Below are 13,690 nucleotides of genomic sequence, written 5' to 3'. Positions count from 1 at the left end.
ATCATGCCTGACACAACTCAACCCTCACCCGCTATCGGGCCACGCCACGTAGCCATCATCATGGATGGGAACGGGCGTTGGGCACAGGCGCGCAACCGGCCCAGGCTGTTTGGGCATCAGGCCGGTGCCCGGCGGGTACGAGAAGTGGTTGAGGCCTGTCCGGAATTGGGCATCAAGTATCTGACCGTCTTTGCCTTCTCGACCGAGAACTGGAAACGGACCCAGGTGGAAGTCGCCGGTTTGATGAGCCTGTTCCGACGGTACATCATCAAAGAAGCGCGCAACCTAACCAAAGCCGGTGTGCGCGTACGCTTTATCGGCGATCGGGTTCGTCTGGATTCCAAGCTGACGGAATTGATGGACACTTTGGAGGTTGCAACCCAGCACAACGATCTGGTGCACTTGACCATTGCGTTGAATTACGGCGGGCGGGATGAGGTTGCCCGGGCGACCAAACGGCTGGCGCGTGACGTGGCCGAAGGCCATCTGCGCCCTGAGGACGTGGATGAGGAAACTCTACCCAAGTATTTGGATACGCACGTTCTTCCAGATCCGGATCTGGTGATCCGAACCAGTGGCGAAGCCCGTATATCCAACTTTCTTTTGTGGCAATCCGCCTATTCGGAATACGAATTTATCGACACGCTTTGGCCCGACTTCACCTCGGCCGAACTTGAACGGCTGTGCCGAAATTTTGGAAGCCGTGACCGGCGGTTCGGAGCGGTTCCGGCATGAGCGAGGGCCGATGGTCTGACTTAACCGCCCGTGTTCTGTCTGCTGCGGTGCTTGTGTGCATCGGTTCGGTCGAAGTGTGGCTGGGCGGGCTGTGGTTCGAAGCCTTTATCGCAATGGCCTGCGGATTGATGACCTGGGAACTGGTGCGGATGATCGATCCCGACCGCAATGATGTCGCGATCCAGTTGGGCATTCTCACCGGTGTTGCGGTCGTGCTCAGCTATCATCTTCCGCCGCTTTATACGCTGCCATTCCTGCTTGCACCGGCCTTGGTCGGGGCAGGGCAAATCAGTCGTTCCAAGGGGATCTACGCGCTTTTCGCTCTCTGGATCGCTGCGTCGGGTCTGGGCTTCATCTCAATCCGCGAAAACATGGGGTTCGGCTGGATGGTCTGGCTGATCTCGGTGGTCGTGGCAACGGATGTTGCGGGATACTTTGTTGGCAAAACCTTTGGCGGCCCTAAGTTCTGGCCTAAAGTCAGCCCAAAGAAGACATGGTCGGGCACCGCAGGCGGGTGGGCTGCTTCTGCCGTGGTTGGCATGATCTTTGCTGTGCATGCCGGCTTTGGCGTCATGTTTGTGGTAATTTCGGTGCTTGCGTCGATGGCCAGTCAGGCCGGGGACATTGTCGAAAGCGCAACAAAGCGCAAGTTTGCGGTCAAGGACAGCTCGAACCTTATACCAGGTCATGGCGGGTTTCTGGATCGCTTTGACGGCATGATGGGCGCGGCTCTGTTCGTTTTGATAGCCGGGATTCTCTATTCCCCCGGAGCGATGTGATGCGCAAAATCTCAATCTTCGGCGCGACCGGATCAATTGGGCAAAACACGATTGATCTGATTGATCGCGACCCCGCGTCCTATGACGTCGTCGCTCTGTCGGGCGGGGCGAATATCGAAAAGCTGGCGGAAGATGCCCGGCGTTTGAACGCCGATGTGGCAATTACGGCCTATGAAGACCATCTGGGTGATCTGCACGCGGCCCTTGCAGGTTCGGGTGTCGAAGTGGCCGCTGGTCAAAAAGCGCTGACCGAAGCTGCGGCACGGCCCGCCGATTGGGTTATGTCGGCCATCGTGGGCGCCGCAGGTCTGGAGCCGGGCCTTGAAGTCCTTAGGCAGGGCAGCACGCTGGCTTTGGCCAATAAGGAAACGTTGGTCTGTGCCGGTGCGTTGGTACTTGAAACGGCCAAAGCAAACAACGCGCGGCTTTTGCCGGTCGATAGCGAACACTCAGCCGTATTTCAGGCGCTTGTCGGCGAGGATATGGCCGCAGTCGAGCGTATCATCATCACAGCAAGTGGCGGCGCGTTCCGCGATTGGCCGTTGAGCAAACTGGCACATGCGACAGTTGAGCAAGCCTCGAGCCACCCGAACTGGGATATGGGGCAGCGGATCACGATCGACAGCGCGTCGATGTTCAACAAAGCACTGGAGCTGATTGAAACCAAAGAATTCTTCGGTGTATCCCCGGATCAGATCGAAGTGTTGGTGCACCCGGAATCCATTGTTCACGCCCTGGTCGGATTCCAGGACGGCGCTGTCATGGCCCATATGGGCGCCCCGGATATGCGCCATGCCATCGGGTACGCTCTCCACTGGCCCGACCGGAAGGGTTTGCCGGTCGAACGGTTGGATCTTGGAAAACTTGGGCAGCTTAGGTTCAGTGAACCTGATGAGGCGCGGTATCCCGCGCTGCGCTTGGCACGCGTCGTGATGGAACGCGGTGGCCTGTCAGGTGCTGTGTTCAACGCCGCCAAAGAACGGGCGTTGGATCGATTCATTGCGCGTGAAATCGGTTTCCTTCAGATGGCCGACATAGTCGAGACCGTTCTAGACCGGTTCGAGGCCGCAGGCGACCTTATTGATGCCTCTTTAACCCTTGATAACGTGCTGCAAACGGACCATTTGGCACGTATGTGGGTCGATGACATCGTCATCCAACGAGCAGGATAAACTTTTGGACGTACTTTCTCTGATCCCTCAGTTCGGCAATTTGCTGTATACGATCATTGCCTTTGTCATCGCACTTTCGGTGATTGTCGCGGTGCACGAGTACGGCCACTACATCATTGGACGCTGGTCCGGTATTCATGCCGAGGTGTTCTCGGTCGGGTTTGGTCCGGTTCTTTGGAGCCGCATCGACAAGCGCGGCACGCGGTGGCAGATCGCCGCGCTGCCTTTTGGTGGGTATGTCAAATTCCTGGGCGACGCGAACGCGGCGTCGGGCAAAGACGAAACCGCGATGGAGGAAATTACCGAGCAAAGCCCAGAGGATCTGCGTCGCACAATGCATGGAGCACCTCTTTGGGCACGGTCGGCCACGGTTGCCGCAGGTCCGGTTTTCAATTTCATCATGTCCATCTTGGTGTTTGGTCTGATTTTCCTGACCCAGGGCGTGACCAAAGACCCACTGACCGTTGGGACCTTGCACCCTTTGCCCGGCACTGTTCAGCAATTGCAGGACGGTGACGAAATCGTCGCGATTGGCGGCGTCGCGGTGCCCGATTTCGACGGGGAGGGCGCATGGACAGACTTTGTTGACGCACTGCCGGTGGAACCGGTTCTGGATTATACGGTCATCCGCGATGATCAGACCATGGATGTGACCGGCCCCTGGCTGTTTCCGCCGCTGATCCAGCAAGTTAGCCCCCGCAGTGCGGCCATGGATATCGACCTTCAGCGTGGTGATGTCATTACGTCGGTCAACGGAGACCCAATCTTTGCTTTCGATCAGCTGAAAGAGTATGTCGAAGGGTCCGACGGGAAAGTTCTGCTGTTGAATGTCTGGCGCGATGGGGCCGATCTTGAGTTCGCCCTTGCCCCCCGCCGCACGGACGAACCGCAGTCAGAAGGCGGCTTTGTCACGCATTGGCGCATTGGTATTGTTGGTGGCATGATGCTGGAACCTGCGACTGAGTCGGCTGGTGTTCTCGAATCCATTTCGGGCGGCGCACGTCAAACCCTGCGTGTCATAGACGGCTCACTGTCAGGTATCTGGCACATGATTACCGGTGCCATCAGCACCTGCAACATGACCGGCCCGATTGGTATTGCCGAAACTTCGGGGGCGATGGCCAGCCAGGGTGCGCAAAGCTTCATCTTCTTTATTGCCGTGCTGTCTACAGCCGTCGGTTTGCTGAATCTGTTTCCGATCCCGGCCTTGGACGGCGGGCATCTGGTGTTTTATGCCTATGAAGCTGTTACAGGCAAACCGCCGAGCGATGGCGCGCTAAAGATATTGATGGGAGTAGGGGTATCCTTGATACTCGGCTTGATGATCTTCGCCCTGTCCAACGATCTGTTTTGCTGATTGTGGCCTTGCGCGCCAACAAAAGCCGCAATTACGCCTCAATCTGCAGATAGTTTTGTCGCGTCTCAATTCTATGTGGCAGATGCAAAAATGACCAAGGCACTTCGAAAATCATATCAAAGCTTTAGCTTTCTGTTCATGTTGAACTGGGACTTTTTGCTGTTTTTCGGCGCGACTGCACTCGCCATCGGCGGCTGGACCTTCTTGGTCAACATGTGATTCTTACCGAAAATTAAACACGATTAGCCGCGGCCCATCGGGCCGCTTTGTGTTTTCGTCTTTTGACAAGGAAACCTAATCTCGCTACTCAACAATAAAGTCTTAAAATTCGGGTAGAAAAAAATGACTGATAGGCGAGGCGCAGGCACATCCTGCGGGGGGCAAAAGCCAGCAAACAAGATTTTGTGGCAGACGCTACGTATTTTTTCTTTTGTGTTTGTAGCTAGCTTTATATTCTTGCCGGAGGTTGCGCGCGCGCAAAGCTACACTATCAATTCGTTCGATGTTGAGGGTAACAGGCGGATCGAAAGTTCGACAATTATTGCCCGGACTGGAATTCAGCCCGGCCAGACAGTGACCGCCGGACAGTTGAACGATGCGTTTCAGCGTTTGCTTGACAGTGGTGTTTTTGAGACAGTTGAGCTGACGCCGCGTGGAAGCACTCTGGTGATTGAGGTCGAAGAGTATCCGACGATCAACCAGATCAGCATCGAAGGCAATCGTCGCGTGAAAGACGATGTTCTGCTTGATGCCATCAATTCTCAGCCCCGCCGGGTTTTCACACCACAGCTTGCTGAAGCCGACGCAGATCAGATTGCTGAAATCTATTCCGCGCAGGGCCGCGTTTCCGCGACTGTTATCCCGCGCATCATTCGCCGCAGCGACAACCGCGTCGATCTTGTCTTTGAAATTGCCGAGGGCACCACGATCGAGGTTGAGCGTGTCAGCTTTGTTGGTAACCGGGCATACTCAGACCGCCGCTTGCGCCGGATACTGGAGACAAAGCAGGCCAACATTCTGCGTACATTCCTGCGCGGCGATACGTTTATCGCGGACCGGATCGAATTCGATAAACAGGTCATCCGAGACTTCTATCTGTCACGCGGATACGTGGATTTCCGCGTGAACAGCGCAAATGTCGAATTCACCCGCGAACGTGACGCATTCTTCCTGGTGATGAATATCACCGAGGGGCAGAAGTTCTCGTTCGGCAAGATTTCGACCGTCAGTGAAATTCCGGGAGTGGATCCCGCCGCATATCAAGCAGCGTTGAAAATCCGTCCGGGCGTGACCTATTCCCCGTCTCTGATCGAAAGTTCGATCGCTCGCCAGGAACGGTTGGGTTTGAAACAGGGAGTTGATTTTCTGCGGGTCGAACCGCGGGTCACGCGTAACCCTCGTGATCTGACGCTGGACGTTCAGTTTGTTCTGACCAGGGGTCCGCGGATCTTTGTTGAACGTATAGACATCGAAGGCAACACAACGACACTGGACCGCGTGATCCGCCGCCAGTTCGATACGGTCGAAGGTGATCCGTTCAACCCGCGCGAAATCCGCCAGAGTGCTGAACGTATCCGTGCCCTTGGTTTTTTTGCCGTGGCTGACGTTGAGCCGCGCGAAGGGTCAACCCCCAGTCAGGTTATCGTGGATGTGGACGTCGAGGAACAGCCTACCGGCTCGCTGAGTCTTGGTGGTAGTTACTCAATTTCCGACGGTTTCGGCATTGCAATCGGCCTGAATGAATCCAACTTCCTGGGTCGTGGTCAAAACCTTGGCGTGACGCTATCTACGGCACAGGATTCCGAGCAATACATACTTAACTTTACCGAACCATATTTGCTGGGTCGCCGGTTGCAGTTCGATCTCGGTCTTGGCCTTGCATCGACGAATTCGAGCTTTGCAAGCTACGATACCAAGCGCGTCTTCTTCGAGCCGCAGCTGAGCTATGCAATCAGTGAGTTGTCTTCGCTCCGTCTCCGCTATGGTTGGAACCGCAGCGAGATGACACAGCAAGATGATGAAGTGAACGGTGCTGTTATCGCTTCGGAAATCGAGCAGGGTAAGCGGACATCCAGCACACTGGGCGTATCTTACCTCTATGATAGCCGACGCGGTGGTCTGAACCCGAACGCGGGCGTTTTGTTTGAGGTAGGCGTTGATGCGGCCGGTCTTGGCGGCGACAACGAGTTCTACAAAACCACAGCGCGCGGCATCGCGCAGACACGTGTCCTGAACGAGGAAGTTGTTCTGCGGGCATCGATGGAAGTAGGTGCACTGCATTGGCAGGGCGACGACTTCAGCCGTGTAATCGACCGCTTCTTGATTGGTCCGAACACGTTCCGTGGCTTTGAACCTGCGGGTCTGGGTCCGCGTGACCTGTCGAACGGTCAGGACGATGCGATCGGTGGTAACTATTACTGGGTTGCCCGCTTTGAATCAGACTTCCCGCTTGGCCTGCCCGAAGAACTGGGTCTGCGCGGCGGTGTGTTCTACGATGTTGGTAACGTCTACAACATCAACAACGTGAACACTGCTGGCGCCGACATCGTGGGTGCGGACGGGTCTGTCCGCCATGTGATCGGTGTGTCAGTTCTGTGGGAAACGCCTTTTGGGCCTCTGCGGTTCAACTTCTCCAAAGCTTTGAAGAAGGAAGACTTCGACAAGGAACAGAACTTTGACCTGACTGTTCAGGCACGGTTCTGATCGCCAGATGTTGAACCGAATATGTAATGAAGTGCAGGGCCCAATTCGGGCCCTGTGCGTTTTTCTTGCGCTGGCCTGCATGTCGACTGCTCAGGCGCAGCAATTAGGCGTTCCTCAGGCGAATGTACTGACCCTGTCCAGCGACCGTTTGTTTTCCGAGTCGCAATTCGGTCGGCGCGTCCTGCGCGAGATCGAAACCGAAGGTGCATTGCTGGCCGATGAGAATGAACGAATTGTCGCTGAGCTCAGCAAGGAAGAAAAAGTCCTGACCGAAAAGCGCGCAGAACTGCCAACTGAAGAGTTTCGCCCGCTGGCCGAGGCGTTCGACAACAAGGTTCAGACACATCGCGAAAGTCAGCGCGCCAAACTGGACGCCCTTGCGCGCCAAAGCGAAGAAGCGCGGCAGACTTTTCTGGTTCTTGTGCAACCGATCCTGATCGAGTTGTTGCGCGAGTCCGGGGCGTCGGTCGTTATCGAACGATCCAATGTTTTTCTCAGCGCGGACCGAACCGATGTGACGGACACGGCGATTGCGCGGATCAATGAACAGATTGGCGATGGCAGCCAACTTGAAGAAGAAAGCAAAGAATAGGTTTGCTTGCCCTTCAGGCGCGGTGTTGCTAACCACGCGTCAAAGAGAAATCCAGAACGGGACGACTGCACTATGACCAAGGAAACCAAAAGCGCAGACATTCAGCTGATCCAGCGCATATTGCCTCACCGCTATCCGTTTCTGCTGGTCGACAAGGTCGTCTATATCTCGGGCTTTCAATCGGCAGTTGGTATCAAGAACGTCACAATGAACGAGCCGCATTTCCAAGGGCATTTTCCGGGAACCCCGATCATGCCGGGCGTGACCATTGTCGAGGCGATGGCACAGACCGCGGGTGTCATGCTGGGCGTGGGCATGGATGTGATCGACAGCGAACTGCTGATCTATTTCATGAACATCGACAAATGCAAATTCCGTCGCAAAGTGATCCCGGGCGATGTGCTTGAGATGCATGTCGAAACGGTTCGCGGTAAAAAGGGTGGCAAGATCTTCAAATTTGCTGGTCGCGCCACGGTCGAAGGAGAGGTCGCGGCCGAGGCTGAGTTTTCGGCCTATGTCGATTGGGACATGGAAAAGACCACATGAGCGGCATCCATCCAAGCGCAATCATCGAAGAAGGCGCGCAGATTGGTGAAGGCTGCGTCGTAGGTCCGTTTTGCTATGTGGGTCCTCAGGTCAAGCTTGCGGATCGGGTCGAGCTGAAATCGCATGTTGTGGTGACCGGCGATACCTCGGTTGGTGAAGAGACCGTGATCTTCAACTTCTCGGTCATTGGAGAGATCCCGCAGGATTTGAAGTTCGGTGGTGAGAATACGCGTCTTGAGATCGGCAAACGCAATCGGATTCGCGAACATGTCACGGTGAATACCGGGACCGACGGCGGCGGCGGCGTTACACGGATTGGGGATGATTGTCTTCTGATGGCGGGCGTGCATGTGGCCCACGATGTCCAGATTGGCAATCGGGTGATCATGGTGAACCATGCCGGCGCAGCGGGTCATTGCATCATTGAGGATGACGTGATTGTCGGTGGTATCTCTGGATTGCACCAGTGGGTCCGCGTCGGGCGTGGCGCGATCATCGGCGCGTTGACCATGGTTCCAAATGACGTGATCCCATATGGCCTGGTTCAGGCGCCGCGTGGCGAACTTGATGGTCTAAATCTCGTCGGCCTCAAACGGCGCGGTGTCTCACGTGAGGATATTGCCGCTTTGCGGGCGGCCTTCCGCGAATTGTCGACTGGCGATGGTACGTTCATGGAGCGCGCGCACCGCGTCGGCACGGATAACGAAAGTGAATACGTTCAGCGGATCGTCGATTTCGTGACCGGACATTCGGATCGGTCTTTCCTTACACCGGGGAAATAAACAATGCTGGCGCTGATTGCTGGAACAGGCGTTTTGCCGGGTGAAGTTGTCGCGCAACTGACAGACCGCCCGGTGGTCTGCGCGATGGAGGGGTTCCGTCCTGACACTCTGACCCCGGATGTCGAGTTTCCATTGGAGCAGGTTGGAAGCTTTATCGCCAACATCAAGGCGCGGGGTGTGACCCAAATCTGTATGGCAGGTGCGGTGGGGCGACCGCCCATTGATCCCGCAAAGATCGACGCGGCAACAATGCCTTTGGTCCCAATCCTGCAACAAGCTATCATGTCCGGCGATGATGCGGCGCTGCGCGCGGTCATCGGCATTTTTGAGGATGCAGGTCTGGAGGTTAAGGCAGCCCACGAAATCGCGCCGAACCTTCTTCCAAAACTCGGGTGTCTGACGCAGGCGCAACCGTCTGAGGCCGATCTGACGGATGCGGACCGTGCATCGGGTATCGTCCGGGCGATGGGTGCTGCGGATGTCGGGCAGGCCTGCGTGGTTTCAAAACGGCAGGCGCTGGCGATTGAAGGTATCTTCGGCACGGCATGGATGTTGCAGTCTCTGTCTCAGCGCCCCGATGCGGGCGGCGGCATTCTGTTCAAAGCCCCGAAACCAGATCAGGACGTTCGTGCAGATCTGCCTGCGATCGGGCCTGATACTGTGTCTGGCGCAGTTGCGGCGGGGCTGTCGGGAATTGTAATCGAAAAGGGCAGCGTCCTTGTGCTTGAGAAAGACCGCGTGATTGCGGAATGTGATCGGCTGGGCCTGTTTTTGTATGTCCGCGAGCGGACGAACTGATGCGGGTTTTCGTCGTCGCCGGTGAACCTTCGGGGGACCGGCTTGGCGGGGCTTTGATGGAAGGCCTGCGCGCGCTGCTACCCGGAGTTGAATTTCAGGGTGTTGGCGGCTCGCTGATGCAGGCACAAGGGTTGGACAGCCTTTTTCCCATGTCCGAATTGTCGGTTATGGGACTGGTCGAGGTTCTCCCCAAGTTTTTTCACCTCAAACGTCGGATTTCTGAGACAGCGCAGGCTGTTCTGGATAGCAATCCAGACGTTCTGATCACCATCGACAGTCCCGATTTCTCATTGCGGGTTGCCAAGCTGGTCAAAGCGCAAAGTACTATTCGCACAGTTCATTATGTTGCCCCCAGTGTCTGGGCTTGGCGTCCCGGGCGTGCGGACAAGATGGCCAAGGTCATCGATCATGTGCTGGCCCTGTTGCCGTTCGAGCCGCCCTATATGCAGCGTGCGGGGATGGAATGTGACTTTGTCGGGCACCCGGTGGTCAGCGAAACAGTGGCGACCGAACAAGACATTCAGGCTTTTCGCGAGGCATACGGCCTAGGCCAAGCGCCCATTGTTCTGGCCTTGCCCGGTTCGCGGCGGGGTGAGGTGGATCGTCTGGCTCCGGTCTTTGGTCAGGCGTTAATCGAGTTTCTGAAACAGCGCCCCGACACGCGCGTGGTCGTACCAGCCGTGGCCCATATGGTTGATGCGGTAACTGTGCATGTTCAGGACTGGCCAGGGTCGCCAGTCGTAGTTGATCCGCGGGACTTGCCCTCGGACCAGGCTCAGGCGCAGAAAAGGGCGGCTTTTGCTGCGGCCGACCTTGCGTTGGCGGCGTCTGGGACAGTTTCATTGGAACTGGCGGCACAGGCCACGCCAATGGTGATAGCCTACAATCTGAACTGGCTGACGACTCTGATCGCAAAGCGCATGGTGAATCTGGACACGGCGACCCTTGTCAATTTGGTGTCTGAAACACGCGCGGTTCCCGAATGCCTGCTGGATGATTGCGAACCGAATAAGGTTGCCACGGCATTGTCGGACGTGGCCACCAGTCCGGATGCGCAGCGCAGCGCTATGGACGTGACCATGGATCGTCTGGGCCGGGGTGGTGAAGCGCCGGGTCTGCGCGCCGCCCGAGCGGTTTTGAACAGGCTGCCCAATCGCCATGATTGAACACATCCTGTTCGCATTTTCCGCTGCGATCGTGACCATATCAACTAACCTGGACAATCTGGTCATCCTGTTTGGCCTGATCATGGTGATGGAAACGCGCCGTGCCGTCTTTGGCTTTGCCGCGGCGCAAATGATCATTCTGAGCCTGTCGCTTGTGATTGCCAGCGGGCTGGATCACAGCCGGTTTCTGAATTGGGTCGGTTATCTTGGGATTATCCCTTTGTCTCTGGGCCTATATGGCATCTGGCAACAACGGAAAGGCTCGGGCGGGCGTCAACTGCCCGATACTGGGGCTATCACCTCAGTCGTCGCGCTGTTTTTGACGCTATCGATTGACACGCTTGCGGCTATGACTCCGCTGTTCGCGGATTCGACGCCAGCGTTTCGGTTGACGGCCTTGATCGGGGCCGGGTGCGCACTGGCGACGTTGATCGGGATTGCAAGTTGGGGCGCACCACGCGCTCAGGTTTTAGGTCCGCGATTTGCCCGCCTTGACAGGATTGCGCCTTACATCATGGTGACAGTCGGACTGTATATTCTGGTGAACAGCCCAACCGACGTCTTGTGATCCGGACGCCTCAGTAACCGCGCCAGATCCAGCCGCCGCCGTATATGCGGCTGCTTTCATTGGAATAGAACACACAGGCCTGACCGGGCGAAATACCTTCCTCAGGTGTCAGCAATTCGACTTCGGCAGTCGTTTCAGACAGAGGTCGGATAATCGCCTCACGCGGCGGGCGGGTCGACCGCACCTTGACCGACAGACGCCATTCGTCGCGCGAAGTAAAAGGTTCATCCCCCAGCCAGTTGATCTCGCGCACCGGAACGGTCCGGGTCGCCAGCAGCTCTTTCGGGCCAACGACAACCTGCTTTTTGTCTACGTCCAGCTTCACCACATACAAAGGCTCGCTCAGCCCGCCGATACCCAGACCGCGGCGTTGACCAATGGTGTAGTGGATGACGCCATTATGCTGCGCCAACACCCGACCGTCGGAATGAACGATCTCACCCGGTTCCGCCGCACCGGGGCGCAACTTTTCGATCACGCTGGCATAGTTGCCATCGGGCACAAAGCAGATGTCCTGACTGTCGGGCTTGTCCGCCACCGACAGCCCGTATTGCGCGGCCATCTCTCGGGTCGCGTCCTTCGATGGCAAGTGGCCCAGAGGAAATCGCAGAAAGTCCAACTGCTCGGGCGTGGTGGAAAACAGGAAATAGGATTGATCCCGGTTCGCGTCCTCGGCGCTGTGCAGTTCGGGCCCGTTCGCGCCCATCTTGCGCTGGATATAGTGACCGGTGGCCATGCAGTCGGCTTCAAGGTCCTTGGCGGTTTCCAGGAGGTCCTTGAACTTCACGCGCTCGTTGCACCGGATACATGGGACCGGAGTCGCTCCGGCCAGATAGCTGTCGGCGAATTCGTCGATCACAGCATCTTTGAAGATGTTCTCGTAATCCAGAACGTAATGCGGAAAGCCGCGCTCCTCGGCCACACGCCGCGCGTCATGGATATCAATCCCCGCGCAACAGGCGCCTTTCTTGGCCAAGGCCGCGCCGTGGTCATACAACTGCAGCGTCACGCCAACCACGTCATAGCCCTGATCAGCCAGATAAGCGGCAACAACTGAACTGTCGACGCCGCCAGACATGGCAACAACCACCCGCGTCTCTGACGGGGGTTTGGCAAAACCAAGCGAGTTCAGTGGTGTCTCGGTATCGAGGGCCATGACGATTCCAGTGCGGGTTAAGAAAGACCGGCAGAATATAGGAAAATTCTACACACTCTCAAGGGGCGGTTTCACGCGACATTAAGTAGGCTGTTGTCAGCTTTGTCGCAGCTGAAAAAGGGTCAAGAGATGTATTTGCACAAAGTCGAAGGGCCAAGGTCCGTAACCCTGCCGGATGGAACGGTTTTATCGCGAAACGATCTGCCACCTGCAGGGACGACCAGATGGGTCGCTTCGCGCAAGGTCATTGTGGTGCGCGGCGTTCTATACGGGCTGATTTCGTTATCGGACGCCAAAAAACGCTATGGGCTAAGCGATGAAGAGTTCAATTCTTGGGTTTCTGCGGTCGCTGAACACGGCGCGGATGCTCTGAAAGTGACGGCATTAAAAAAATATCGACAACCTAAAGATGAAAGTGAATAAATGATTCAACGATAACGTAAGGTTAACCATTTTTGAGCAGTCTCAATTTGAATTGTTAAATTGACCCAAATTGGAGCAGTAGATGCGTATACTTCTTGTCGAGGATGATCCAACCACGTCGAAAAGCATTGAGCTGATGCTGACGCACGCCAACCTCAACGTCTATGCGACGGATCTGGGCGAGGAAGGCATCGATCTTGCCAAACTGTACGACTATGACCTGATCCTTCTGGACCTGAACCTGCCGGACATGAACGGTCACGAAGTATTGCGGCAGCTGCGCATTGCGCGGGTTGAAACACCCATCCTGATCCTATCGGGCGCTGATGACACCGAAAGCAAAATCAAGGGCTTTGGTTTTGGCGCAGACGATTACATGACCAAACCCTTCCACCGAGAGGAGCTGGTTGCCCGCATCCACGCAATCATCCGTCGGTCCAAGGGGCATTCCCAATCCATCATTCATACAGGTCGGGTCGCGGTGAACCTGGATGCCAAAACCGTTGAGGTTGAAGGCAAGGCTGTTCATCTTACTGGCAAGGAATACCAGATGCTCGAACTGCTCAGCCTGCGGAAGGGCACAACGCTGACCAAAGAGATTTTCCTGAACCATCTTTATGGCGGTATGGACGAGCCCGAGTTGAAAATTATTGACGTTTTCATCTGCAAACTGCGCAAGAAGCTCAGCAATGCGACCGGCGGCGAAAACTATATCGAAACCGTCTGGGGTAGGGGCTACGTGTTGCGCGATCCGCAAAGCAACAGCTTGGACGAACGTCGGATCGCTGTTGGAGCCTGACCTAAAATGAAATCTGGTCGCTGTAGGTTCAGGGCGACCCCCTCACTCATGGAACAGCACATCTGGACCTAGCCATGGCCTCGCCCTATCACTGGGTTCAAAGACTATGTGACA

General features: G+C 56.2%; 15 protein-coding genes. 14 read left to right on the top strand and 1 reads right to left on the bottom strand.

From position 1 onward, the window contains the following. The first annotated feature begins 3 nt into the window (after positions 1-3). From DK510_RS07435 to DK510_RS07385, 12 genes are all read left to right on the top strand, one after another. On the top strand, positions 4-735 hold the full coding sequence (locus DK510_RS07435) for an isoprenyl transferase (RefSeq protein WP_109311554.1): 732 nt from the start codon (positions 4-6) through the stop codon (positions 733-735). Further along, positions 732-1,514, top strand: a complete 783-nt coding sequence (locus tag DK510_RS07430) for a phosphatidate cytidylyltransferase (protein WP_109311553.1) — start codon at positions 732-734, stop codon at positions 1,512-1,514. Before DK510_RS07435 ends, DK510_RS07430 begins: the two co-directional genes overlap by 4 nt. Continuing rightward, a complete protein-coding gene (gene dxr / locus DK510_RS07425) occupies positions 1,514-2,686 on the top strand; it encodes a 1-deoxy-D-xylulose-5-phosphate reductoisomerase (RefSeq protein WP_109311552.1) in 1,173 nt (390 codons plus the stop codon). Before DK510_RS07430 ends, dxr begins: the two co-directional genes overlap by 1 nt. Before the next feature lie 4 nt (positions 2,687-2,690). Beyond that, positions 2,691-4,043 carry an RIP metalloprotease RseP gene (gene rseP, locus DK510_RS07420; RefSeq protein ID WP_109311667.1) on the top strand — a complete coding sequence of 451 codons (1,353 nt, stop codon included), beginning with the start codon at positions 2,691-2,693 and terminating at the stop codon, positions 4,041-4,043. A gap of 90 nt (positions 4,044-4,133) precedes the next feature. After that, positions 4,134-4,262 carry a hypothetical protein gene (locus tag DK510_RS23490; protein WP_255414865.1) on the top strand — a complete coding sequence of 43 codons (129 nt, stop codon included), beginning with the start codon at positions 4,134-4,136 and terminating at the stop codon, positions 4,260-4,262. Between the two features lie 123 nt (positions 4,263-4,385). Next, on the top strand, positions 4,386-6,746 hold the full coding sequence (bamA, locus tag DK510_RS07415) for an outer membrane protein assembly factor BamA (RefSeq protein ID WP_109311551.1): 2,361 nt from the start codon (positions 4,386-4,388) through the stop codon (positions 6,744-6,746). 79 nt (positions 6,747-6,825) lie between these two features. Continuing rightward, positions 6,826-7,338, top strand: a complete 513-nt coding sequence (locus DK510_RS07410; RefSeq protein ID WP_234998967.1) for an OmpH family outer membrane protein — start codon at positions 6,826-6,828, stop codon at positions 7,336-7,338. A 72-nt stretch (positions 7,339-7,410) separates the two neighbouring features. Then, positions 7,411-7,884, top strand: coding sequence for a 3-hydroxyacyl-ACP dehydratase FabZ (gene fabZ, locus DK510_RS07405; RefSeq protein WP_109311549.1), 474 nt, complete (start codon positions 7,411-7,413; stop codon positions 7,882-7,884). Then, on the top strand, positions 7,881-8,666 hold the full coding sequence (gene lpxA / locus DK510_RS07400; RefSeq protein WP_058277897.1) for an acyl-ACP--UDP-N-acetylglucosamine O-acyltransferase: 786 nt from the start codon (positions 7,881-7,883) through the stop codon (positions 8,664-8,666). Before fabZ ends, lpxA begins: the two co-directional genes overlap by 4 nt. 3 nt (positions 8,667-8,669) lie before the next feature. Then, positions 8,670-9,464 (top strand): LpxI family protein, encoded by a 795-nt coding sequence (locus tag DK510_RS07395; protein ID WP_109311548.1) that lies wholly within the window; start codon positions 8,670-8,672, stop codon positions 9,462-9,464. Continuing rightward, positions 9,464-10,630, top strand: a complete 1,167-nt coding sequence (gene lpxB / locus DK510_RS07390; protein WP_109311547.1) for a lipid-A-disaccharide synthase — start codon at positions 9,464-9,466, stop codon at positions 10,628-10,630. The genes DK510_RS07395 and lpxB overlap by 1 nt, the downstream gene beginning before the upstream one ends. Continuing rightward, positions 10,623-11,198 (top strand): hypothetical protein, encoded by a 576-nt coding sequence (locus DK510_RS07385; RefSeq protein ID WP_109311546.1) that lies wholly within the window; start codon positions 10,623-10,625, stop codon positions 11,196-11,198. Before lpxB ends, DK510_RS07385 begins: the two co-directional genes overlap by 8 nt. Positions 11,199-11,208: 10 nt before the next feature. Here DK510_RS07385 and mnmA read toward each other — a convergent pair whose 3' ends face one another. Continuing rightward, positions 11,209-12,354, bottom strand: coding sequence for a tRNA 2-thiouridine(34) synthase MnmA (mnmA, locus tag DK510_RS07380; protein ID WP_109311545.1), 1,146 nt, complete (start codon positions 12,352-12,354; stop codon positions 11,209-11,211). Positions 12,355-12,483: 129 nt separating this feature from the next. Between mnmA and DK510_RS07375 the strand changes: the two genes are divergently transcribed. Further along, positions 12,484-12,777 (top strand): DUF1153 domain-containing protein, encoded by a 294-nt coding sequence (locus DK510_RS07375; protein ID WP_109311544.1) that lies wholly within the window; start codon positions 12,484-12,486, stop codon positions 12,775-12,777. An 82-nt stretch (positions 12,778-12,859) separates the two neighbouring features. Further along, a complete protein-coding gene (gene ctrA / locus DK510_RS07370) occupies positions 12,860-13,576 on the top strand; it encodes a response regulator transcription factor CtrA (protein WP_109311543.1) in 717 nt (238 codons plus the stop codon). Positions 13,577-13,690 lie beyond the last annotated feature (114 nt).

The sequence above is a fragment of the Ruegeria sp. AU67 genome (assembly GCF_900312795.1).
GTDB lineage: Bacteria > Pseudomonadota > Alphaproteobacteria > Rhodobacterales > Rhodobacteraceae > Ruegeria > Ruegeria atlantica.
The sequence above is the reverse complement of the archived record's forward strand: the minus strand, read 5'-3'. Positions and strand labels throughout refer to the sequence as shown.